Source organism: Pedobacter sp. CFBP9032, from assembly GCF_034045265.1.
GTDB lineage: Bacteria > Bacteroidota > Bacteroidia > Sphingobacteriales > Sphingobacteriaceae > Pedobacter.
In genome coordinates this window covers 117976-139102 of sequence record NZ_JAXCWE010000005.1, presented here as the reverse complement: position 1 = coordinate 139102, position 21127 = coordinate 117976, and the positions used below count along the sequence as shown (strand labels likewise).

The window sequence follows — 21127 nt, the reverse complement described above, 5'->3', positions numbered from 1 at the left end:
AAGTTGCATCCTTTAAAAATGAAACCACTTGCCATTTGGCAAAAAGCGAATTATTTAATGTTTTTTCTTATTCTGCTTAGCGAAGATTGTGTGATGCCAAGATAAGAAGCCAGGTAGGAAAGCGGGATCCGGTTAGCCAAATTTGGAAATTTTTCAAGGAAAGTTAAATAGCTCGTGGTTGCATCTTGCGCTACGATAGAACTGATCCGTTCTACTTTTTGAAGCAACGCTTTTGAAACAATTTTTCGAACAATCGCATCCCAGCTTATAATGGTATCCAACAATTCCTGCCAATCTTTTTTAGCAAATACAATAATTTTGCAATCAGTCATGGCTTGAACATAGGCAATGGAAGGAATTTCATTATCAAAGCTTTCTAAATCAACTACAATATTATTCTCATCTATAAAGTACTTGGTGATTTCTTCACTTTTGTTATTAAAGTAAGAAACCCGCAGAATGCCATCGGTAACGAAACCAAACCGTTTTGAAATTTGTCCGGCCTCTAAATAGAAGTCATCCTTTTTAAGGACTAGCAGAATTGCCTTTTTGGAAATAAGATCGATTTGTTGTTGATTTAAATTTCCGAATTGTAAGATGTATGAGATAAAATCTTCCACGGTGCAAGTTAATCAATGTGTTTTTGATGGCGCTTGCCATTTGGCAAAAAGCATATAATTTGTTGAGAAAGTATTCTTGTATTCCTGACCATAATTTAATTGTTGGTATTGATTAGATTGGCGTAACATTTATTGGAAAACAGCGTAGGTTTGGTGAATTTCCGGTTGTAAACCCGAAATTTTTGATGCTATTAAGGCGTAATTTTAGCTGTTATAGATCGCGTAATTATTATTAGTTCGATAAGTGATATAAAGTCTGAGATCAATACGCCATTTTCAAATTTTTATCTTTTTAATTAAGTTTCCACTAAAATATCATTTAATCCTTAACATTTTGTTTACGCAAACTAATTTCTTTATCAATCTGATTTAAAGAAGTAAGAATAATTAAAAACGCGAGGCTAATGCCCCCGGTGATGCCCAATAATCCATACTTCTTCTTTGTAAAAGCAATATAAAATATAATTAACAAGGCGATAATGGAAACAATACATAAAGCTATGGCTGCACCAATTATTTTTTTTCTTTTAATGATAAGTTCGTCGATGGTGAATTCGGCTAGTTTACTTCCTTTCTTATTCATTGAGGCGTTTTAAGATTAGTGATTACTAAGCTTGAAAGCTATAAATCTTCGTTCGAAAGTCCAAATGGACCTTGGATTTATCATATCGTATAGAAGTGCAGCGTATGTCTGGCTGGAAGAAGGTTAAGCTTAAAATGAGGCATAAAAAAAGCATCCTTTGATCAGAAGGATGCTTTAAATCTTTTAGAAAAATCTTTTTCTAAAAACTATCTTGTTAAGCTAGCTAAAACAGCGTTGTTTTTAGCTAATTGATCGTTTTTAGGTTGAGCAGAACGGCTTCCTAACTCAATGTTAGTTGCTCTTTTTAAAAATGCTACCTCTTGGTGAGCTGTATTTTTATTTCTTCTGTCTTTTCTTTTTAATCTGGTAACTGCCATGGTAATAACCTTTTAATTATTTTATTTGTACAAATGGAGGTCGAGAGCGGATTCGAACCGCTGTAGAAGGTTTTGCAGACCTCTGCCTAGCCACTCGGCCACTCGACCTTTAAATTCAAGGTTGCAAAAATAACAATTATAACTTACTCCGCAAATAATATCTCAATAAATATCTTTTTAATTTCTAACTCGCACTATTTCAGTGCAGAAAATTGCTGCACTTATGGCCACATTTAAAGATTCAGCCTGGCCAACCCGGGGAATAGTTACTGGCTGGTTAATTTTTTTAATCACCTCCGCTGAAATTCCTTTTCCTTCATTACCTAAAATCACTAAACCTTCATTACCCCAATCGGTTTTATAAATCGACTGACCATCCAACAAAGCACCGAAAACGGGAATATTAATATCAGTTAGGAAAGTTGACAAATCTTCATAAAAAATATTAACCCGTGCTAAAGATCCCATGGTGGCCTGTACGGTTTTGGGATTATAAACTTCAACGGAGTCTATAGAACAAATTATATTTTCAAATCCAAACCAGTCGGCTGTTCTGATAATTGTACCCATATTTCCAGGATCCTGAACACCATCAAGCACCAATGTAAACTTATTTTTTAGCACTGATATGTTTAGTGGTTTAGATTCTGGCGTTTTCACTAATGCTAAAAAACCTTGTGGCGTTTGCAGCGTACTAATCTTGCCTAATTCAGCGTTGTTTACTTCAAATAAAGTTATATTTGCGGGTAATTTGGGTAAAAGTTGATATTGCTCACTAACGTAATAGATGGTGTCGATCTGGTAGTTTGATGTGATAAACTCGTTTAGAGACTTTATGCCTTCCACCAGGAACAAGCCGCTTTCTTTACGAAACTTTTTTTGATGTAATGATTTAATAAAACTAATCTGAGATTTTGAAAGCATACCAACCCTTTATATATTCTAAACTGAAAAGTCTTGCAATATTACTATTATTTATTGTTTTAATTCAAGCTTGTTCATCCACAAAATACATAGCAGATTATCAATCAATTGTTAAAAAGGTTACTATTGATAGTGTTGATAAAAGATTTGAAGAGCAGGCCTATAATTATGTTCAGAAGGATATTAAACCACCATCTGCTTTTAGTATTAATGTGCCGTTGTATAACTTTTTCAACACTAAAGATGGCAGGTATAAAACAAATAATATCAAACCATTTGGTACTCCGCCGGCAATTTTAGATAGTACATTGGTGGAAATCTCCAGAAATCAGATTCAAAAGTTTTTAGTTGGTAAAGGTTATTTTAACGCCAAAGTTAAGGCAAATATTCAAGTAGAAAATAAAAAAGCAGAAATCAAATTTATTGCCAATCAAGGTAAAGCATCTTATATTGATAAAATATCTGACTCTATATTCACCGCAAATGTAAAGGCAGTTTACAACAATAATAAACCAACCTTTACCCATTTGCATGATGGTATGCAATATGATGTGGATTCGCTTACCTATGAACGTGAGCAGATTTATCGCATCATGAAAGAAAATGGATATTTTTATTTTCTAAGACCTTATGTAAATTTTGATGTGATTGAAACCGATAAGCCAGAAAAGGTTGATTTAAGATTAAATATTACCAACCCACCAAGCGGACCGCATAAACAGTATAAAATCGATTACACGCATATGCTGATTGCACCTAGTCCGGATGGTTTTCCAGATTCTGTAAGAAGTAAATTAAGTAAAGATACCGTTGGCGGTATTATTTTTACCGATTTTTCTAAGCGCTATAGAAGGAACCCGATAGTAAGGTATGATTTTCTAAAAAAGGGGGACATATTTGATGTCAGGAATGAGAATTTAACTTTCGATCGTCTTTATGAATTGAATATTTTCAAAAATGTTAAAATTGATTATTATAACAGGGACAGCACATCGAATAAACTTATTCCAATTATTTTATTAACGCCACAAAAGGTAATGAGCAACCGTGTTGAGGGAGAGGTTCCTTTTAATGGAGGTACCGTAGGCTTCAATTTGAGTAATACTTATACCAATAATAATCTTTTTAGAGGCGCGGAGCGATTTGAATTACAGGTTAAGGGTGGTTTGCAATCCCGTATAGGAAACGGCGCAAAACCCTTCAAGGATATTTACCAGCGTGATTTTTCGGTTAGTGCCAGTATCTCTGTACCAAGGTTAATCATTCCATTTTATAATCCCGAACTTGGTGGAAACGGAATGCCTCATACCACTTTTTCATCCAGCTATATTTATGCCTTGCAGAAAGACATTTTAACCAGGCAAATTTTAATTAACTCTATCACCTACGACTGGGTAGAGACGAAATCAAAACTTCACTCTTTTACGCCGTTCAATTTCGAATATAGGTTTGGAAATCTTCAGACAGAAAATATAGATCTGGTTACGCAGCTTAATAATAGGTATTATATTGATTTATTAGGTCGCAAAGATCTAACATTAGGTATGAAATATACTTATTCTCTTAACGCCGACAAGTTGCAACAACTCAGAAGTTTTATCTACTTCAGAGGTGCTATGGATGTAGCGGGTAATATGTTACGCGTAGTTTCAAATCTTACTGGATCTAAGCATAATCCTAATAACTTTATTGATGGCAGTACTACTTTGAGGGATTATGGAACCATTTTTGGCTTACCTTACAATCAATATGTACGTCCTGAAGTTGATATAAGGTGGTACAAGCATCTGGGTGGTGATAGGCAATTTATAGCACGTTTAAATTCTGGAGTTGGTTATGCTTATGGTAACTCTATAGCGATTCCATTTGAGAAAAAGTTTTTTGCTGGCGGATCTAGCGGAATTAGAGCATGGCAAGCGAGAACGCTAGGGCCTGGAAACTATAATCGCGAGGTGTTAAGTTCAGATGTAGAGCGCCAGGCATTATTTGGGTTAGATCAATTAGGTGACTTAAGATTAGAAGCCAATTTGGAATATCGTTATACGTTGATGAAAAAATTTTTCGGAGCAACGCTAAAAGGTGCTGCGTTTGTTGATATGGGCAACGTATGGAACTTAAATCAAAATCCTGAAGATCCTTATTCAGAAATAAAAATGTTCAGACTTAGCAAACTTGCACAGCAAGTGGCTATTGGAACGGGTATTGGCTTTAGGTATGATGTTCAATATTTTGTGTTCAGGTTTGATGTGGGGTTAAAATTAAAAGATCCTCAGTTTTCCGGGTCAGAACAATGGATAATCAGCAAATTATTATCAGGTGCTAAAGCATTCAAAAATGACTATAATGCCTCACACGGCCCGGATACTTATCGTTTTGTACAGTACAATTTCGGAATAGGAATGCCGTTTTAAGTAATTTTATCAACCAAATAGATCTCTGTCTGCTGGATTTTCCTGAGGGTTTTTAAATGGAAATTCCTTATACGGCTGCCATTTTTTATCCATGTGCTTATAAACAGAAAACCCCGAAACTGTATAGGTTCTCTTGAATTTTCGATCCTTAAAAGTATTTATAATTGATTCAAAAACAGGTGGTTTTATATCTTTGAAAGCCAGTGTTAAATGGGGCGTAAACTTAAAGTTATCTCGTTGCGAATCAAGTTTAAGCGGGATTAAGGCTTTTTTAATTTGCTTTTGAAGGTTCATAATGCCAATGTTTTGTTCTACATTCAGGTAGAAAGTATGTTGCAGAAAAGAATTAAAATTATAAAGTACCTGCGTAAAAGGATCTGAGAAAACTGCTGTCGACAACGCATTAAAAAATCTTTCCTCGGTATCCCGGGAAGTAATCTTAATAGGGCCATAAAGTGTAATGTGTGCAGGCCGTTTTAATGATTCATAAACTTTGAACTTCTCGGCAATGTAGTTTCTGATTTCATTAACATCATCAACAATTGAAGCCGGGGGGATTAAACAGATTAAAAACAGGTTCTCCATAAATAATAATGATCAAGACTTCAAATTTATGATTTTACGATGGATTGCGGTGATTTGTATTCGTTGATACAGTTTCCTTAAAAAGTGTCAGTAGAAAAGGCTCCAATTCTTTGACATTGCGTTCAGATTTATAGAGAACAGATGGCTATCGAAATAATAATATCAGGTATCATTTGATTATTTAATTTCTGTTCAAACAACTTACATGTTTAACTGTTTATTAGTCGCCTTAAAGTCAGGTTTATCAAACTAATTAATCATACATCTAAAAAACACTTAAATATGAAGTTTCCTATTAAATTACTAGTTGTAGCTGTAGCTATCTCATTTACAGCCTGCAAAGGTGGAGATAAAAAAGAGAATAAGAATGAGAATAAAACCGAGTATGCTGACGCCGGGAATGATGATGCCAATGAAATTGTGGAATATAACAATGTATTAGTGAGTTTAACCGATCAGAATAATGCATACTTAAAAAGAGTGGATGAAAATTTACAGAAAATATCAAAGGCTTTAATGAATCCTGATAATCGATTTGCATTTATGGGAATCGTTTCACCTTATTCTTCATCTAGTTTTAGCCATTCGAAACTTAAACCAGAAACACCACCATCAGCATTGAGCAATGATGACCAGAAATACTTTAAAGAAAATGTAGCTGGTTTAAACGAAACACTTGCGAAAATTAAGGATACCTATAAGACCCTGGATGATTATATAAAAGCTGAAGATTGGAAAGATGACAAGAGTGCTAAAGGAAACAAGCTCATAGATTCTATTTATTCGATGAGTAAAACTTATTATACATATGATGAGAATCTTTTAGCAAAACTCGAGGTAATTGGTGATGATGCAGAAAGAATTGTCTTAAAAACTCATCCGCTAAAGGAATATATTTTTGCAATGAAAGATGACCGGAAAGCGGCAGGGGACTTTAATAAACTGATTATCGGAACTAAAAATTTTAAAGCAGATGAAGGTAAGATAAAATCAGCTTACGAATCTTTAACGGCACAAAACACAAAGCATACAGATATGGATGCACCCGATGCTGCAAAATTCCCAAGTAAGGATGGCTCTTTTAAAACTTTTAATGAAAGTTTTAAAGATTACCTGATTGAGGCTAAAAAAGCAATAAGAGATGCATAGGCAGCTGGCAAATTAACTGAGAGTCACGCCGAAGATTTAATTAGGAAATATGATTATATGCGTACCACATATAATTACTTCGTTGATTAAGATGGGATAGCCTAGTTGTTAGCCACCAATAAAAGTTGCTAGCAATGATTATTATTCTGCCCATGGCATTAGTAACTTTATTGAAAAAAGCTCCTGAATCTAATTCAGGAGCCACTTGAGATATTAGTGGAGCCACTTAACCTTATGGTTGGTGTATCACAAAATAAGCTAAATCAGTAGACAATACTTGTCCGGCAGATTTAGGAAATTTCCAAAAAAGCAGGGAGCAAAATCTATGAAATCATTTGATCTGCTGGTCAAAATATTAACCTGACAGTTGGTGTCTCACCAACCAACCTAAATTTATCACTTCGACTTATTAAATTCTAAGCGCATAATGAGCAAAAAAAACCGATGATTTTCACCATCGGTTTAATATATATTGAAATTAATTACTCAAAATATTCTTTCATTCTTTCGAAGAAACTTTTATCATTTTTACCGGGTTGCGGTTTAAAGTTAGGTGATTCGCGCAGCTTTTCTAATAAACTACGTTCTTCGCTACTCAACGCTTTTGGTGTCCAGATATTGATGTGGATAATTTCATCTCCTCTATGGTAAGAATTTACTTCTGGTAAACCTTTTCCTTTAAGGCGTAATAATTTTCCACTTTGTGTACCGGGTTCAATTTTAATTTTCGCCTTTCCGTCAATAGTAGGTACCTCAATGCTAATTCCTAGTGCAGCATCTGCAAAACTCAAATGCAGATCATAAACGATGTTGTTTCCTTCGCGTTTTAATGTTTCGTGTGGCGTTTCTTCTACCAGGATAATTAAATCTCCAGGGATCCCACCATTAGGTGCAGCATTTCCTTTACCACTCATGCTCAATTGCATGCCTTCACTCACACCAGCAGGAATGTTAATGGTAATGGTTTCTTCGCCACGTACAACGCCATCACCATGACAAACAGTACATTTAGAAGTAATTTGCTGGCCGCTACCATTACAGGTAGGGCAGGTAGATGCTGTTTGCATCTGGCCTAAAATAGTATTGGTAACCCGTCTAACTTGTCCGCTACCACCACAGGTACCACATGTACTTACAGAAGATTTATCTTTCGCACCAGAACCATCGCAGGTTTTACAAACAATTAGTTTATTAACCTTAATTTTTTTCTCAGCACCGTGTGCAATTTCTTCGAGTGTTAACTTTACTTTAATACGTAAGTTAGTGCCCTTCGCTACCCTTCGGCCGCCACGTTGCTGTCCGCCGCCATTGCCACCACCAAAAAAGCTTTCGAAAGGATTATGCCCACCGAAAATATCTCCAAAATTGCTGAAGATATCATCCATGTTCATGTTACCGCCACCGCCGTAACCACCTGATGCACTACTGCCTACACCTGCATGACCAAACTGATCATAACGTTGTTTTTTTTCAGCATTGCTTAATACCTCGTAAGCTTCTGCAGCTTCCTTAAATTTATCTTCTGCAGCTTTATCGCCAGGGTTTTTATCCGGGTGGTATTTAATTGCCATCTTGCGATAGGCTTTCTTTATCTCTTCGGCTGCGGCACTCTTGGTAACGCCTAGTATGTCGTAATAATCTCTTTTACTCATCTTTTCTTTAAAATGATTGAATTTTGAATGAAAGAATTAGAGAATGTAAAGTCATTCACGCATTCGATCATTTTTAACATTCAATAATTAATTTAAGCTCCAACTACAACTTTAGCAAAGCGGATTACATTATCGTTAAGGGTATAGCCTTTTTCCACTTCGTCTATTACTTTTCCCTTTAAATCTTCTGTAGGCGCAGGAATATTGGTAATGGCTTCGTGGAAATCTGTATTGAAAGGCTCATTGATACTTTCAACATCTTTTAACCCTTTTTGCGAAAGTGTATTTTTTAATTTTGTACTTACCAAAAGAATTCCTTCTTTAACAGGTGCTACATCAGCTGCAGTTTCCATTGCCTTTAATGCACGATCGAAATCATCCAACACGGGTAATAAAGAAACAATTACATCTTTACCAGCAGTTTGCAATAGTTCTACACGTTCTTTTTGCGTACGGCGTTTGTAGTTATCAAACTCTGCATATAAACGTAAATATTTATCATTAAGCTGTTGAACTTCAGCCTGTAATTTTTCTTCTGCGGATAATTCCGGTGCTTGTTCTGTCTCATTGACAGGGGCATCAGTATTCTCTACGTTTTCAGTAGTATTTTCTGATGTATTTTCAGGATTCATTATATTTTCGTCTTTGTCGTTATTTTTCTTCTTATTAAACATAATACTAGGCTGAATTTTTTGTGTTAACGTCAACTATTTTGCCATTAACGTAAATCAGCCAAGCTGTCAGATTTATTTGAATTTATCTGAACAGTTTGGCTGATTGACTGACAATTGACTGCGGAATGAGGCTATACTATTAGCAATTTCTGCATTTGGGCAATCTAAAATTATTAAGCGATTTGAGCGCCTTCAAGTACGACACCGTTTTCACATTTAATAATGCGGGATGGAAAGGTGCGAATGATATGATAATCGTGGGTAGCCATTAAAACTGCTGTTCCGGCCTGACTGATTTGCTTTAGCAGCGTTACAATCTCTTCTGAGGTTTCCGGGTCTAAGTTTCCGGTTGGCTCATCAGCTAAAATAATTTCAGGATCATTTAACAAAGCCCTGGCAATAACAATCCGTTGTTGTTCACCTCCTGATATCTCATGAGGCATTTTCCTGATTTTCGAGCGTAAACCAACCTTATCCAACACATCTTTAATGCGTTCGCTGATTAACTTTGAATCATTCCAACCCGTAGCCCTTAAAACAAATTCCAGGTTTTTCTCTATGGTTCGATCAGTAAGCAATTGGAAATCCTGAAAAACAACACCCAGCTTACGCCTTAAAAAGGGAACCTGGCTTTCTTTTAAGTTCTTTAAATCAAAACCAGCAATGTTTCCTTCACCGTTTCCAATGTGTAAATCGCCATATAATATCTTTAATAAGCTACTTTTACCCGAACCTGTCTGGCCAATTAAAAAGATGAATTCATCTTTTTCGATATGTAAATTTACGTTTGAGAGTACTAAGTGTTTCTGTTGAAAAACATCAACATTGCTTAAGTGAATTACTGCGTTTCCTGCCATTCTATATTTCTAATTTAGCAATTTGCCCGAAAGGCAAATTTTTAATCATTTCCATAATGTAATCTTGTTTCTCTGCCAGTCCTAACTTTTCCAAGGATTTATCTGGACGATCTACCCGAAAATAAGCCAGGAGCGTAAATTTTTCATCTCTTAACTGTACATAATCAGGAATTTTGGCGATGCCTTTGACTTTTACGATATACATTGTGTCCAAAAATAGCTATTTAAGCTGAAAGCTGAAAGGCAAAAGACGAATAGAAGATGCCGCTTCGTGGATTTCAATTCAGCGGAAAATCATTAGGCCAGTGTATTTAAAAATTCAATCGTGTTCACATTATCTGCATAATCCCAAAGTTTTGGATGCTGACTTTCACCAAAGTTAAAAGTTTGAACACTTAATGGTGTTTTGGTAATAATGCACTGAATCTGCTCCAAGTTAGCCTTCAACTGGTCTTCTACGGCTATGATATTTTCATACTCCTGGTAAAATAATACTGCAAGGGGAGAGGTTAGGTTTTCATCTTCTTTGAGTAATAAAAACCCATTGTCGAAGTGTTTTGCCGCATTTACCAGATAGATTGATTTGTTATAATCGTAGTTGTTCTGGTATTTAAAATGGTTGATGATATTATTATAGCCTTCAATACCTTCATAGAATTTGGCAATATCATATCCTTTTGGATAAAAAATCTTCGAAACGTTTCTGCAGCCTAAACCGAAATAGTCAAAAATATCTGCGCCTAAGTTCTTTATCTCTTCCGGAGTTTCTGTTCCATCTAAAACAGCCACACTATTTCTGTTTTTTCTGATGATATTAGGAACCTTGCTAAAATAATAATCAAAATATCTTGAAGAATTATTGCTCCCGGTGGCGATCACAGCATCAAAATCTTTTAGTCTTTCTACATATTCTATTTTATCCTGAAAGGCAGGTTCGATAGTAAGGAGCTCTGCAATTACTGTTTTTATCAGCTTATCATCAGACGAAGATAACTTGATAAGGGCAATATTTCCAGTAGCCAACACACATAAAACATCGTGAAAACCAACCAAAGGAATGTTTCCAGCAAGTATTAAACCCACTTTTTTGGGTGAGGATGTGAAACTTGCAGTTTTAAACCACTGATCAACATCTGCATCATGTAACATTTTTGAAAAAGATAAAATAGACCGCTCAATATTCGCTAATGTAAACCATGCATTGCTATTTTGTACCTGGTAAATAGAATCTCCTAAAACATCAGTAGGATTTGCAAGCTTTTTGCCAAGTGCTTTAAATGCTATTATTGCTTTTTCCTGAGTTAATACTGACATATTTAGAATTATTATTAATTGATTATATCTTATCTTTGCAAGCGCAAAGGTAACTTAAGCAAAAGAATTAGACGAAGACATGGCGATTAAAATAACAGATGAGTGTATAAATTGTGGGGCTTGCGAACCGGAATGCCCTAATAATGCAATTTACGATGCCGGTACTGCTTGGCGTTTTTCTGACGGTACAAACCTCGAAGGCATCATTGATTTTGGTAATCAACAAATTGAGGCTGACTCCACACAAGAAGCAGTTTCTGATGAAGTATATTACATTGTATCAGATAAATGTACTGAATGTAAGGGATTTCACGATGAGCCTCAGTGTGCTGCTGTTTGCCCGGTAGATTGTTGTGTGGATGATGAAGACATCCGTGAGACAGAGGAAGAATTATTGGCTAAGAAAGCCTGGTTACACCAGGAGAATTAAGATTATATATTAATTATTCTATATAGCGTAAAAAAAGTCCCGATTTCTTCGGGACTTTTTTGTTTCATCTAATTAATGACCTTGTAAATCAGTTCTTTAAATTGATTCGGTAGCTGTCCGTGAGAAAGCGGTGTTTGCTGAACATAAATTTGTGCCGTCATCTTCTTTACCGGGTCTACCCAGTAAGTAGAACCGAAAAAGCCTCCCCAGCCATAAGCGCCTGCTGTTTGTCCAAGCTTTTTGCTTCCTTTATCAGAAATAACTTCAAAGCCTAAGCCAAAGTAATTATCTCCAAACGGAATCTTGCCAATTTGATTTTTCGTCATTAACGCTACGCTGCTTCTTGACAAAATTCTTTTTCCGTTTAATTCTCCGCCATTCAAAAGCATCTGCAGAAAAATTCCATAATCTTTTGAAGTTGATACCAACCCGGCACCACCTGCAAAATAACCATTTCCGTTGATGGGATAGTTGATGGATGATCCCTTAATTATACCATCTACCCAGGGTATAACTGCTTTGGTTTTTGGATCTTCAGTATAAACAGAAGATAATCTTGGCTGTTTATCTTTAGGCAAAGCGAAGTAAGTATCGTTCATACCCAGTGGGATGAAAATCCTTTGTTTAAAAAACTGATCCAGATTTAAACCTGAAACAACTTCTACCAATCTTCCCGAAACATCCATCCCCAGGCTATATTGCCATTTCTCTCCCGGCTCAGAAGCGAGTGGAAGTTTACCTAATTTATCAATATCAGTTTTTAGTAGTTTTTTATGATCCGTAAATCCAGCTGAAATATCTGCTTTTGCATAAATGGCCTGCATTTCAGGCGAGCCTATTTGTGCATATCCAAGTCCGGAAGTATGGGTAAGCAACTCGCGGATAGTAATTTCTTTTCCCGAAGGCCTGGTGGTGTAAGTACTATCCTTCGGGTTAAATTTAGTTAGTACATTAGGGTTTTTAAAAGCAGGAAGATATTTTGAAATAGGATCGTTTAACGATAATTTACCTTCATCAAGCAACATCATGACGGCAACAGCCGTGATCGCTTTGGTTTGGGAGGCGATTCTTAAAATATCGTCTGTTTTAAACGGTCTGCCGATCTGATTACCGAATGCCTTATTGTAAACTGTTTTCCCATCGATAGTGATGTTTGCGGTGATACCCTTAATCCAGCCGCTATCAATATATTTTTTAAAAAGCAGGTCTATCGTTTTAAACTTCCCTTCAGCAGCGGTAACTTGATTGCCGTTTATTTGTGATTGAGCGGCATTGAATGTTAATAAAACAAACAATACAGGCAGGAGAAATAGTTTTTTCATTTATTTTTTATTCAGTTATATCCCACTTATTCGGAATAATTAATACCGGGCAGGCCGATTTTCTCGCCACATGTTCGGCTACGCTTCCCATCAGGAAGTGGTATAAGCCTGTACGTCCATATGTTCCGATTACGATCAAATCTGATCCCCATTCGTCAGACTGCTGAATAATGCCATGTGCAGCAGTATCTACAACACTTAAGTAGGTTGTTGGAATGCCATGGCCGTATTTATTTTCAATTTCCTTTAAAAGGATGTGGCTGTTTTCCTCGCTGTTATCATAAGTTTCCAAGAACACCGGAGCCAGGGTTAGGTCTGGATTTACATTCGCTGGAACAGGTTCAATAATATTTACGAGCGCCACTTCTGCCTGAAATTTCTCAGCCATGTCATAACCGGTTTTAGCCGCTTTTTCTGAGCAGGTGCTGTTATCAACGGCAATTAATATTTTCTTAAAATTCATAACGAATGGATTAAGTGATCATCATAAAAATAACAATTTTGCGCCTAAAATGTTATGCAATAGCTGTAATTTATTAGTTTTACTCAATCTTAAGAAGTATAATCAGATGGAAAATCAATATGGGGTTTGTAGGATCGCCGTTGCACCTTTAAGGGCAGAACCTTCAGATCGTGCAGAAATAGTGTCACAGCTTTTATTTGGCGAACAGGTTGAGATTCTTCAGAAAGATGAACGTTGGTGGCTGATTCAAAATGGATACGATGGTTATCAGGGTTGGTTGGATTTCAGGCAATTAGCAGCCATCAGCCAGGAGCAATTTGTAGATTTGCAAGATTGTAAGCTATTGTCTCCACTAAGTTTCAACAATGAACTCATTGCGGCTAACGGAAGTATTTATCATTTGAGTCCGGGAAGTAATCTCCCTTATTTCAACGAGGGAAAATGTTATGTTGGAAAGGAGCAGTTCAAGTTAAATTTCGAGCCTTACGATAGCTCGAAAAGCGATTTTGCGCAGCAGGTTGAAGCAACAGCTAAATTCTTCCAAAATGTACCTTATTTATGGGGAGGACGACACCTATTCGGGATGGATTGCTCTGGCTTTACGCAAACAGTTTTCAAGATGTTGAATATTAAACTAAATAGAGATGCATCACAACAGGCAGAACAAGGAGAATTAGTAGGCTTTCTGGCAGAATGTAAAGCTGGCGATGTCGCATTTTTTGATAATGAAGAAGGAAAAATTACGCATGTGGGGATAATGTTGAGTGCCAATGAAATTATTCATGCCTCTGCCAAAGTAAAGATTGATCCAATAGATGATCAGGGGATTTTTAATAGAGAACTAGGCGTTTACAGCCACAAATTAAGGATTATTAAACGTTTTGTGAAATAGCTTTTTACACCTAAACGGTAGAGAAATCATTGTAAATTTCGTTATATTTGTTAGTATCAATATTTAGCTTATGGAGCCTAAAGTTAGAAAAATGGCAATGGTTGTGCGTAAATTTAACATGTATGAACATGATCAGGCGGCTGATGATTTAAACTATTGGCTTTCTAAGTCACCAGTTGAGCGGATTTCCGCAGTTACTTTCTTAGTTAATCAAACGCTACAACCAGGGCAAAAAATGGATAAAACAAAATTTAGAAAAATTATTGTTCAAAAATGATCATTTCTGAAGATTTTGAGGATTTTCTAAAATTTTTAAATCACTACAAAGTTGATTATCTCGTTGTTGGAGGATATGCTATGGCGTTTCATGGAAAGCCAAGGTATACCGGAGATCTTGATATTTGGATTGACATCTCCGATGAAAATGCTTCTAAAATGCTAATTGTTATTAATGAATTTGGATTTGGTTCTGTGGGTTTTACTAAAAATGATTTCTTGAAGGAAAATCTTATCAATCAAATTGGTTATCCACCATTACGAATAGATATCTTAACCAGTATTGATGGAGTTTTATTTGGTGATGCCTATTCTGAAAAATTGGTAATTGAATTAGAAGATGATTTGAAAGTTAACTACATTGGCTTGGATGAACTGATAAAAAATAAAAAATCAAGTGGGCGAAAGATTGATATCGCGGATGTTGCCGACTTAGAAAAGAAAAGAAAAAATTCTTAATTTTCCATCTCCCAAACCATTACTTTTCTGTCATCGCCAGTTGAAATCAAAAATTTCCCATCATTGCTCCAGATGATTTTATTGATGGAATGTGTATGACCTATTCCCATTTTTTCAAGACTTAAAATTTTATATAGTTTAAAATTTTCAGCATCCCAAAGTTTAATGCTTTTATCCTGACTGCTCGTTGCGAAGTAGGGTAGGGTAGGATGGAAGGCAATATTATAAACGGTAAACAGGTGTGCCGGAATGGTTTCCCTGAGGTCATAGCCAGGCAAATTCCATATTTTTAATTGTGCATCTCTGCTGCCAGAAATCAAATATTTTCCTGTCGGATGATAAGCCAATGAGGTTACTGGTAGAGAATGACCTTCCAGGTTTTGCTTTAAACTATAATCTGCCAGGTGATATATTTTGATTAAATGATCTTTGCAGCCAAGGGCAATTTCAGTTTCATCTGGCGAGATGGCAATTGCCCTTACAGTATCATAAGCTGCTTGAAAGCGATAGATTTCTGAGTAATCATGAAGTGACCAAACTGCTACCGAACCATCTTCGCCGGTGGTGAGCAATTCATTTTTACTTTTAATGGTTTGAATATTAAAGATTGGTTTGGTATGCGCATTGATCCTGGCAACCACTTTTTCTGCTTTTAAATCATAAACACTGAAAGCCCCGCTGCGTTCACCAATAAAAAGTAGGTTGTTATTATAATGCAGGTAATAAACAGAGCTTTGTACGGGCATCTTTACCTTTACAAACGCCATGGTTTCCAGTGACCATTCCACAATGCCCTTATCATTCCCTGCGCTGAAAAAGGTTTCATTATGATCTGAAGTAGCTAAAGCGTAAACAGGATTTTGGTGGCCGGAAAGGGTTTTTAGGTGTTTAAGCATTTAATGAGGTTTAGGATTTAGGGTTTAAGATGTAGGGTTAGGCATCCATCGCCTTAAACCCTAAACGTTTACCTCAAAACTTATTGGTGTCTTTTCTCTAAATTTTTAGCAATATCCTGAATAGATAATCCTTTTTCTTTCAATAAAAATAACAAGTGAAATACCAGATCAGATGCTTCTCCAATCAATTCTTCTTCTGTTTCTGCAAGTGCTGCAATAACGGTCTCCACACCTTCTTCGCCTACTTTCTGCGCAATTTTGTTTAAGCCCTTACTGCGCATCTTATTGATATAAGAACCTTCAACAGGGTTTTCATAACGATCAGTGATGATATTTTCAAGCTCGAAAATAAAGTTCTGATTAAATTCCGTTTTAAAACAGCTACGGCTTCCGGTGTGGCAAGTTGGGCCAACAGCATCTGCCTTAATTAATATGGTATCGTTATCACAATCCTGATAAAGTTCTTTAACATAAAGGAAATTATTGCTGGTTTCACCTTTAGTCCAAAGGCGATTTTTGGTGCGAGAATAGAAGGTTACCTTTCCTTCGGCCTGTGTTTTCGCTAATGCTTCGGCATTCATGTAGCCCAGCATTAAAACTTCAAGCGTTTGATGATCCTGTATAATTACAGGAATTAAACCACCTGTTTTATCCCAATCAAGGGATGATGTATTAATATTCATTTTATGTCTTTATTTCGCAAAGTTGGCCATGACTAAAAACTGCCGACTCCAAACTTATTTATATTCTAACCGGAATATGATTTCTTTTTAATTCTTGCTTCAAATCTGGTATCAAAATCTCTCCATAATGAAATACCGAAGCAGCAAGGGCCGCATCGACATTGGCTTTTTGGAAAACTTCCGTAAAATGCTCCATACTACCGGCACCACCAGAGGCAATGATTGGGATGTTGATCATTTCATTAATGCGTCCTAATAAACCACAATCGAAGCCTGCTTTTGTACCATCATGATCCATTGAGGTTAACAAAATTTCTCCTGCCCCTAAGTCTTCCGCCAGTTTAATCCAGTTTTCGGTTTCCAGTTCTGTAATTAAACGGCCACCGTTTAAATGTACCATGTTTCTTCCGTCAACAAATTTGGTATCCACTGCTAAGACCACAAACTGAACGCCGAAAGCTTTAGCCAGTTCTTCAATCAGTTTGGGGTTCCGCACGGCGGCAGAATTGACGCTGATTTTATCCGCGCCTGCATTTAGCAATGCTTCTGCATCGGCAAGTTCTGTAATTCCACCGCCAATGGTGAAAGGGATATTGAGCTGGCGCGCAACAGATTTAACCATCTCAATCATCGTTTTACGACGCTCATGCGTAGCGGTGATATCGAGAAAAACCAGTTCATCTGCACCTTGCTGGGCATATTGTGCAGCCAGTTCCACAGGGTCGCCGGCATCCCGTAGGTCAACGAAATTCACACCCTTTACTGTGCGACCGTCCTTTACGTCAAGACAAGGGATAATGCGTTTTGATAACATGTGCTATTGAGTTTCCGTCATTGCGAGACACGAAGCAATCTTCCCATAGATTGCTTCGTGCCTCGCAATGACGATTTTTGTTTAAATATTATCTTAGATTGAAGTCAACGCTTTCAAATTCCACTCTTTTATCTCTTCAACGGTAATTCTATCTTCGTAGATTGCCTTTCCAACCACCACGCTTCTAATTGGGTACTTGGCTAGATCCTGAATGTCTTCCATCGAACTTACACCGCCTGAAGCGATCAGTTTAATCATTGGGGAGTGCTCCAGCAGTTTTTTATAAAGTTCAATAGCTGCACCACCTAACTTTCCATCTTTGCTAATATCAGTGCATAAAAAACGGAAAAACCCTAAAGCAAGGCATTTATCTACGTAATCCATTAACTTAATTGGCGAACTTTCCATCCAGCCAGAGTACTTGATTACTTCATCCAACACATCTATTGCAATAACAATACGGTTTGCATAATCGTATTTTTTAGCGAAAGCTTCACTTAGTTGCTGTAAAAAGTCAGGATTAGTGATGGCCTGAGTACCTACAATAACCCGGTGAATTCCTGCATCAAGCAAATTGGTTACCTGCTCAATTGTACGGATGCCCCCACCATATTGCACTTTCATCTCCGTTTTTTTAATGATCTCAAAAAGTGACTTCTGGTTACTGAAATCACCTTTTGCACCATTTAGATCGATGATGTGGATGAAATCTGTCCCATTAGAACGGTATTTTTCAATCATCTCGGCGATAGAAACATCGTACTCAGTTTTCTGGTTGTAATCACCTTCACGGAGGCGAACTACTTTACCATCCAAAATATCAATAGCAGGAATAATGTACATTTTATAAGCTTAAGTTTGAAAAATTTTTTAATATCTGTTCGCCAGCTTTACCAGATTTTTCCGGATGAAACTGAACGCCATAAAAATTATCTTTTTGCACGGCTGCGGAGAACTTCAATCCGTAGTCGGCAGACGCGATGTCAAAAGTAGGGTTATATTCAATAAAGTACGAATGCACGAAGTAAAATTGTGTATTATCTTCAACACCCTCAAATAAAGGATTGTTTTGCGGACTCACCGCATTCCAACCCATATGTGGTATTTTGATATTCAATAACTTATCGAATTTTTTAGTCTTCACCGGAACGATGGATAATAGCTCTGCATCACCTTCTTCAGAATGCTCTGTAATTAACTGCATCCCTACACAAATGCCCAACACTGGTTTCTTTAATGCTTTGATTGCAGAAACTAATCCGGTATTTTTCAGTTTCAGCATTGCCGCCCCGGCGTGGCCAACCCCCGGGATGATGATGTGGCTATATTGTTCCAGATCAGTTTCTGTATTTACCATTCCGTATGATACGTCCAGACGTGCTAAAGCTGCAGTAAGAGAAAAAATATTGCCAGCGCCGTAATTTATAATTCCAATCATGTTAGTATCAAGTATTTAGTGTCAGGTATCAAGACAAGATGCTTATTTTTCTAAGATTAAAAAACAAAGAACAAGGACTGTTAGTCGATGATCTTTGCTCATTTATCCTTGTTCATTACAAAAGTCCCTTTGTACTTGGCAATACCATTTTCTCCGCATCTCGCTTAATGGCCATTTTAATGGCTTTCGCAAATGCTTTAAATATTGCTTCAATTTTATGGTGTTCGTTATCGCCCTCGGCTTTTACGTTTAAATTGCATTTAGCAGCGTCGCTGAAAGATTTAAAGAAGTGATAAAACATTTCAGTTGGCATATCGCCTACTTTTTCACGTTTAAACTCAGCATCCCAAACAATCCAGTTTCTACCTCCAAAATCAATAGCTACCTGGGCTAAACAATCATCCATAGGCAGGCAGAAGCCATAACGTTCAATTCCCAGCTTGTTTCCAAGGCCTTTTGCGAAAGCTTCGCCGAGTGCGATACCCGTGTCTTCAATGGTATGGTGCTCATCAATGTGCAGGTCGCCTTTTGCAATCACTTCCAAATCAACACTGCCATGCCTGGCGATCTGATCCAGCATGTGATCGAAAAAATTTAATCCTGTTTCAATTTTGGCTTTTCCCGTTCCGTCTAAATCCAGGTTAATGGTAATATCTGTTTCGTTGGTTTTACGAATGTGGTTAATTTTTCTGCTTCCGGCTTTCAGCAAGTTATAAATATCTTCCCACTTCTGCGTTTCCAGTATAATAATATCTAGCAAGGTTTCATGCTTATCCAATGCTTCGGTAGAACCAAGTGCATCGTTTTGGCGAAGGAAGATTGCCTTCGCACCTAAATTCTTCGCCAATACCACATCGTTTAAACGATCGCCGATCACATATGAATTTTTCAGGTCATAATCGCCGGTTAAATATTTTGTAAGCAAGCCCGTGCCTGGTTTACGGGTAGGGGCATTATCTTTTGCGAAAGTTCTGTCGATGATAATTTCGCTAAACTTTACACCTTCGCCTTCAAAAGTATCTAACATGAAATTATGAATCGGCCAAAAATTCTCTTCAGGATTTGAGGGTGTTCCTAATCCATCCTGATTCGTTACCATCACCAATTCATAATCCATTTCACTGGCAATTTTTGAAAGGTAATAAAGTGACCGGGGGTAGAACTTTAATTTGGCAAAACTGTCTACCTGTTCGTCGTCTGGCTCAATATTTAATGTGCCGTCACGATCGATAAATAATACTTTTTTCATTATAGATTTCTTAGCACATTTAACAATTTATCATTCTCTTCTTTTGTACCTACAGTGATACGTAAACAACCTTCACATAAGGTCACTTTAGAACGGTCTCTAACAATGATTCCCTGGTTAACCAAAGTGTCATAAATCTGGATTGCGTTAGTAACTTCAACCAAGATAAAATTTGCATCAGAAGGATAAACTTTTGTAACGATTTTAAGGTCGTTTAATACATCAGATAAACGCTGTCTTTCTGCAACAGATTCTTTGATCCAATTGTTCACTTGTGTAATATTTTTTACGGCCTCAAAAGCTAAATCTTGTGTCGCCTGATTGATGTTGTAAGGTGGCTTAATTTTGTTCAAAACATCGATCACTTTTGTAGAAGAAAATGCCATCCCCAAACGCAAAGCTGCGAGTCCCCAAGCCTTGGAAAAAGTTTGCAAAATAACCAGGTTTCCGTATTCTGTTAATTCCTGAATAAAGGTCTTTTGTTTTGCATAATTTATGTACGCTTCATCGATTACAACAATACCTTTGAAGTTGGCTAAAATGGTTTCGATATCGGTTCTGTTAATTGAATTTCCTGTCGGATTATTCGGCGAACAAATGAAAATTATTTTAGTGTTTTTATCAATTGTTTCTGCAATCTTTTCTAAATCTAACTGGAAGTTTGGAAGCAGATTTACCTTGCGAATTTCTACGTCATTAATGTTTGCAGAAACTTCATACATTCCATAAGTTGGAGGCAAAATAATTACATTGTCTTTCCCTGGATTGCAGAAGGCACGATACAACAAATCGATGGCTTCATCACTACCATTTCCCAAAAAAGTATTTTCAATGGGCACTCCTTTAATTTTGCTGATCGCATCTTTCAGATCCAGTTGTAATGGATCAGGGTAGCGGTTGTAATTAGCGGGTAGGGGAGAGCCATAGCTGTTCTCATTGGCATCCAAGAATATTGATGCCTGACCTTTAAACTCATCTCTAGCGGTAGAATAGGGTTTAAGGTTTCTTATATTTTCTCTTACTAATTCGTTAATGTCCATGTTAATGTTTTTATGATAA

General features: G+C 36.8%; 25 protein-coding genes and 1 tRNA gene. 6 read left to right on the top strand and 20 right to left on the bottom strand.

All coding sequences use genetic code 11. From position 1 onward, the window contains the following. Positions 1–50 precede the first annotated feature (50 nt). The 5 genes from SOM16_RS11250 to SOM16_RS11230 form a co-directional block, all read right to left on the bottom strand. Positions 51–620, bottom strand: a complete 570-nt coding sequence (locus SOM16_RS11250) for a Crp/Fnr family transcriptional regulator (protein WP_320464105.1) — start codon at positions 618–620, stop codon at positions 51–53. A gap of 319 nt (positions 621–939) precedes the next feature. Continuing rightward, positions 940–1203: a hypothetical protein gene (locus SOM16_RS11245; protein WP_320464104.1), complete on the bottom strand. Its 264-nt coding sequence runs from the start codon at positions 1201–1203 to the stop codon at positions 940–942. 206 nt (positions 1204–1409) lie between these two features. Further along, positions 1410–1580 carry a spore protein gene (locus SOM16_RS11240; RefSeq protein WP_320464103.1) on the bottom strand — a complete coding sequence of 57 codons (171 nt, stop codon included), beginning with the start codon at positions 1578–1580 and terminating at the stop codon, positions 1410–1412. A gap of 34 nt (positions 1581–1614) precedes the next feature. Beyond that, positions 1615–1688: transfer RNA gene (locus tag SOM16_RS11235), tRNA-Cys, on the bottom strand. Between the two features lie 69 nt (positions 1689–1757). Then, positions 1758–2504, bottom strand: a complete 747-nt coding sequence (locus tag SOM16_RS11230) for an RNA methyltransferase (protein ID WP_320464102.1) — start codon at positions 2502–2504, stop codon at positions 1758–1760. Between SOM16_RS11230 and SOM16_RS11225 the strand changes: the two genes are divergently transcribed. Beyond that, positions 2495–4915 (top strand): BamA/TamA family outer membrane protein, encoded by a 2421-nt coding sequence (locus tag SOM16_RS11225; RefSeq protein ID WP_320464101.1) that lies wholly within the window; start codon positions 2495–2497, stop codon positions 4913–4915. The genes SOM16_RS11230 and SOM16_RS11225 overlap by 10 nt on opposite strands. Before the next feature lie 9 nt (positions 4916–4924). Here SOM16_RS11225 and SOM16_RS11220 read toward each other — a convergent pair whose 3' ends face one another. Continuing rightward, positions 4925–5500: a 2'-5' RNA ligase family protein gene (locus tag SOM16_RS11220; protein ID WP_320464100.1), complete on the bottom strand. Its 576-nt coding sequence runs from the start codon at positions 5498–5500 to the stop codon at positions 4925–4927. 282 nt (positions 5501–5782) lie between these two features. Here SOM16_RS11220 and SOM16_RS11215 point away from each other — a divergent pair, with 282 nt between their 5' ends. Then, complete coding sequence (locus SOM16_RS11215) at positions 5783–6649, top strand: DUF3829 domain-containing protein (protein ID WP_320464099.1); 867 nt, start codon at positions 5783–5785, stop codon at positions 6647–6649. A 482-nt stretch (positions 6650–7131) separates the two neighbouring features. Here SOM16_RS11215 and dnaJ read toward each other — a convergent pair whose 3' ends face one another. The 5 genes from dnaJ to SOM16_RS11190 all read right to left on the bottom strand — a co-directional run bounded on the left by dnaJ (position 7132) and on the right by SOM16_RS11190 (position 11146). Beyond that, positions 7132–8301, bottom strand: a complete 1170-nt coding sequence (dnaJ, locus tag SOM16_RS11210; protein ID WP_320464098.1) for a molecular chaperone DnaJ — start codon at positions 8299–8301, stop codon at positions 7132–7134. A 92-nt stretch (positions 8302–8393) separates the two neighbouring features. Beyond that, positions 8394–8975 (bottom strand): nucleotide exchange factor GrpE, encoded by a 582-nt coding sequence (locus SOM16_RS11205; protein ID WP_320464097.1) that lies wholly within the window; start codon positions 8973–8975, stop codon positions 8394–8396. Between the two features lie 173 nt (positions 8976–9148). Then, positions 9149–9832: a cell division ATP-binding protein FtsE gene (locus SOM16_RS11200; RefSeq protein WP_320464096.1), complete on the bottom strand. Its 684-nt coding sequence runs from the start codon at positions 9830–9832 to the stop codon at positions 9149–9151. 1 nt (position 9833) lies between these two features. Beyond that, on the bottom strand, positions 9834–10037 hold the full coding sequence (locus SOM16_RS11195; RefSeq protein WP_154282148.1) for a fructose-6-phosphate aldolase: 204 nt from the start codon (positions 10035–10037) through the stop codon (positions 9834–9836). Between the two features lie 92 nt (positions 10038–10129). Then, entirely contained in the window at positions 10130–11146 is a 1017-nt protein-coding gene (locus SOM16_RS11190) for an acyl-CoA reductase (protein ID WP_320464095.1), read from the bottom strand. Between the two features lie 79 nt (positions 11147–11225). Here SOM16_RS11190 and SOM16_RS11185 point away from each other — a divergent pair, with 79 nt between their 5' ends. Then, positions 11226–11576, top strand: a complete 351-nt coding sequence (locus SOM16_RS11185) for a 4Fe-4S dicluster domain-containing protein (protein ID WP_320464094.1) — start codon at positions 11226–11228, stop codon at positions 11574–11576. Between the two features lie 68 nt (positions 11577–11644). On the opposite strand, the gene SOM16_RS11180 is transcribed toward SOM16_RS11185, so the two are convergent. Together SOM16_RS11180 and SOM16_RS11175 are read right to left on the bottom strand one after the other, a co-directional pair. Next, positions 11645–12898 (bottom strand): serine hydrolase domain-containing protein, encoded by a 1254-nt coding sequence (locus SOM16_RS11180; protein ID WP_320464093.1) that lies wholly within the window; start codon positions 12896–12898, stop codon positions 11645–11647. 7 nt (positions 12899–12905) lie between these two features. Then, entirely contained in the window at positions 12906–13361 is a 456-nt protein-coding gene (locus tag SOM16_RS11175; RefSeq protein WP_320464092.1) for a universal stress protein, read from the bottom strand. A gap of 106 nt (positions 13362–13467) precedes the next feature. On the opposite strand from SOM16_RS11175, the gene SOM16_RS11170 reads away from it, so the two are divergent. From SOM16_RS11170 to SOM16_RS11160, 3 genes are all read left to right on the top strand, one after another. After that, positions 13468–14253, top strand: coding sequence for a C40 family peptidase (locus SOM16_RS11170; RefSeq protein ID WP_320464091.1), 786 nt, complete (start codon positions 13468–13470; stop codon positions 14251–14253). 70 nt (positions 14254–14323) lie between these two features. Continuing rightward, positions 14324–14530, top strand: coding sequence for a hypothetical protein (locus SOM16_RS11165; protein ID WP_320464090.1), 207 nt, complete (start codon positions 14324–14326; stop codon positions 14528–14530). Beyond that, a complete protein-coding gene (locus SOM16_RS11160) occupies positions 14527–14988 on the top strand; it encodes a hypothetical protein (RefSeq protein ID WP_320464089.1) in 462 nt (153 codons plus the stop codon). Before SOM16_RS11165 ends, SOM16_RS11160 begins: the two co-directional genes overlap by 4 nt. On the opposite strand, the gene SOM16_RS11155 is transcribed toward SOM16_RS11160, so the two are convergent. The 7 genes from SOM16_RS11155 to hisC form a co-directional block, all read right to left on the bottom strand. Then, positions 14985–15884: a WD40 repeat domain-containing protein gene (locus SOM16_RS11155; protein ID WP_320464088.1), complete on the bottom strand. Its 900-nt coding sequence runs from the start codon at positions 15882–15884 to the stop codon at positions 14985–14987. The two genes, SOM16_RS11160 and SOM16_RS11155, sit on opposite strands and share 4 nt — an antisense overlap. An 80-nt stretch (positions 15885–15964) precedes the next feature. Beyond that, positions 15965–16567, bottom strand: a complete 603-nt coding sequence (hisIE, locus tag SOM16_RS11150; RefSeq protein ID WP_320464087.1) for a bifunctional phosphoribosyl-AMP cyclohydrolase/phosphoribosyl-ATP diphosphatase HisIE — start codon at positions 16565–16567, stop codon at positions 15965–15967. Positions 16568–16625: 58 nt separating this feature from the next. After that, on the bottom strand, positions 16626–17381 hold the full coding sequence (gene hisF / locus SOM16_RS11145; protein ID WP_320464086.1) for an imidazole glycerol phosphate synthase subunit HisF: 756 nt from the start codon (positions 17379–17381) through the stop codon (positions 16626–16628). Between the two features lie 93 nt (positions 17382–17474). Further along, on the bottom strand, positions 17475–18224 hold the full coding sequence (hisA, locus tag SOM16_RS11140) for a 1-(5-phosphoribosyl)-5-[(5-phosphoribosylamino)methylideneamino]imidazole-4-carboxamide isomerase (RefSeq protein ID WP_320464085.1): 750 nt from the start codon (positions 18222–18224) through the stop codon (positions 17475–17477). A gap of 1 nt (position 18225) precedes the next feature. Continuing rightward, positions 18226–18819, bottom strand: coding sequence for an imidazole glycerol phosphate synthase subunit HisH (gene hisH / locus SOM16_RS11135; RefSeq protein WP_320464084.1), 594 nt, complete (start codon positions 18817–18819; stop codon positions 18226–18228). Positions 18820–18934: 115 nt separating this feature from the next. Further along, a complete protein-coding gene (gene hisB, locus SOM16_RS11130; RefSeq protein WP_320464083.1) occupies positions 18935–20068 on the bottom strand; it encodes a bifunctional histidinol-phosphatase/imidazoleglycerol-phosphate dehydratase HisB in 1134 nt (377 codons plus the stop codon). After that, positions 20068–21108 carry a histidinol-phosphate transaminase gene (gene hisC, locus SOM16_RS11125; RefSeq protein ID WP_320464082.1) on the bottom strand — a complete coding sequence of 347 codons (1041 nt, stop codon included), beginning with the start codon at positions 21106–21108 and terminating at the stop codon, positions 20068–20070. The genes hisB and hisC overlap by 1 nt, the downstream gene beginning before the upstream one ends. Positions 21109–21127 lie beyond the last annotated feature (19 nt).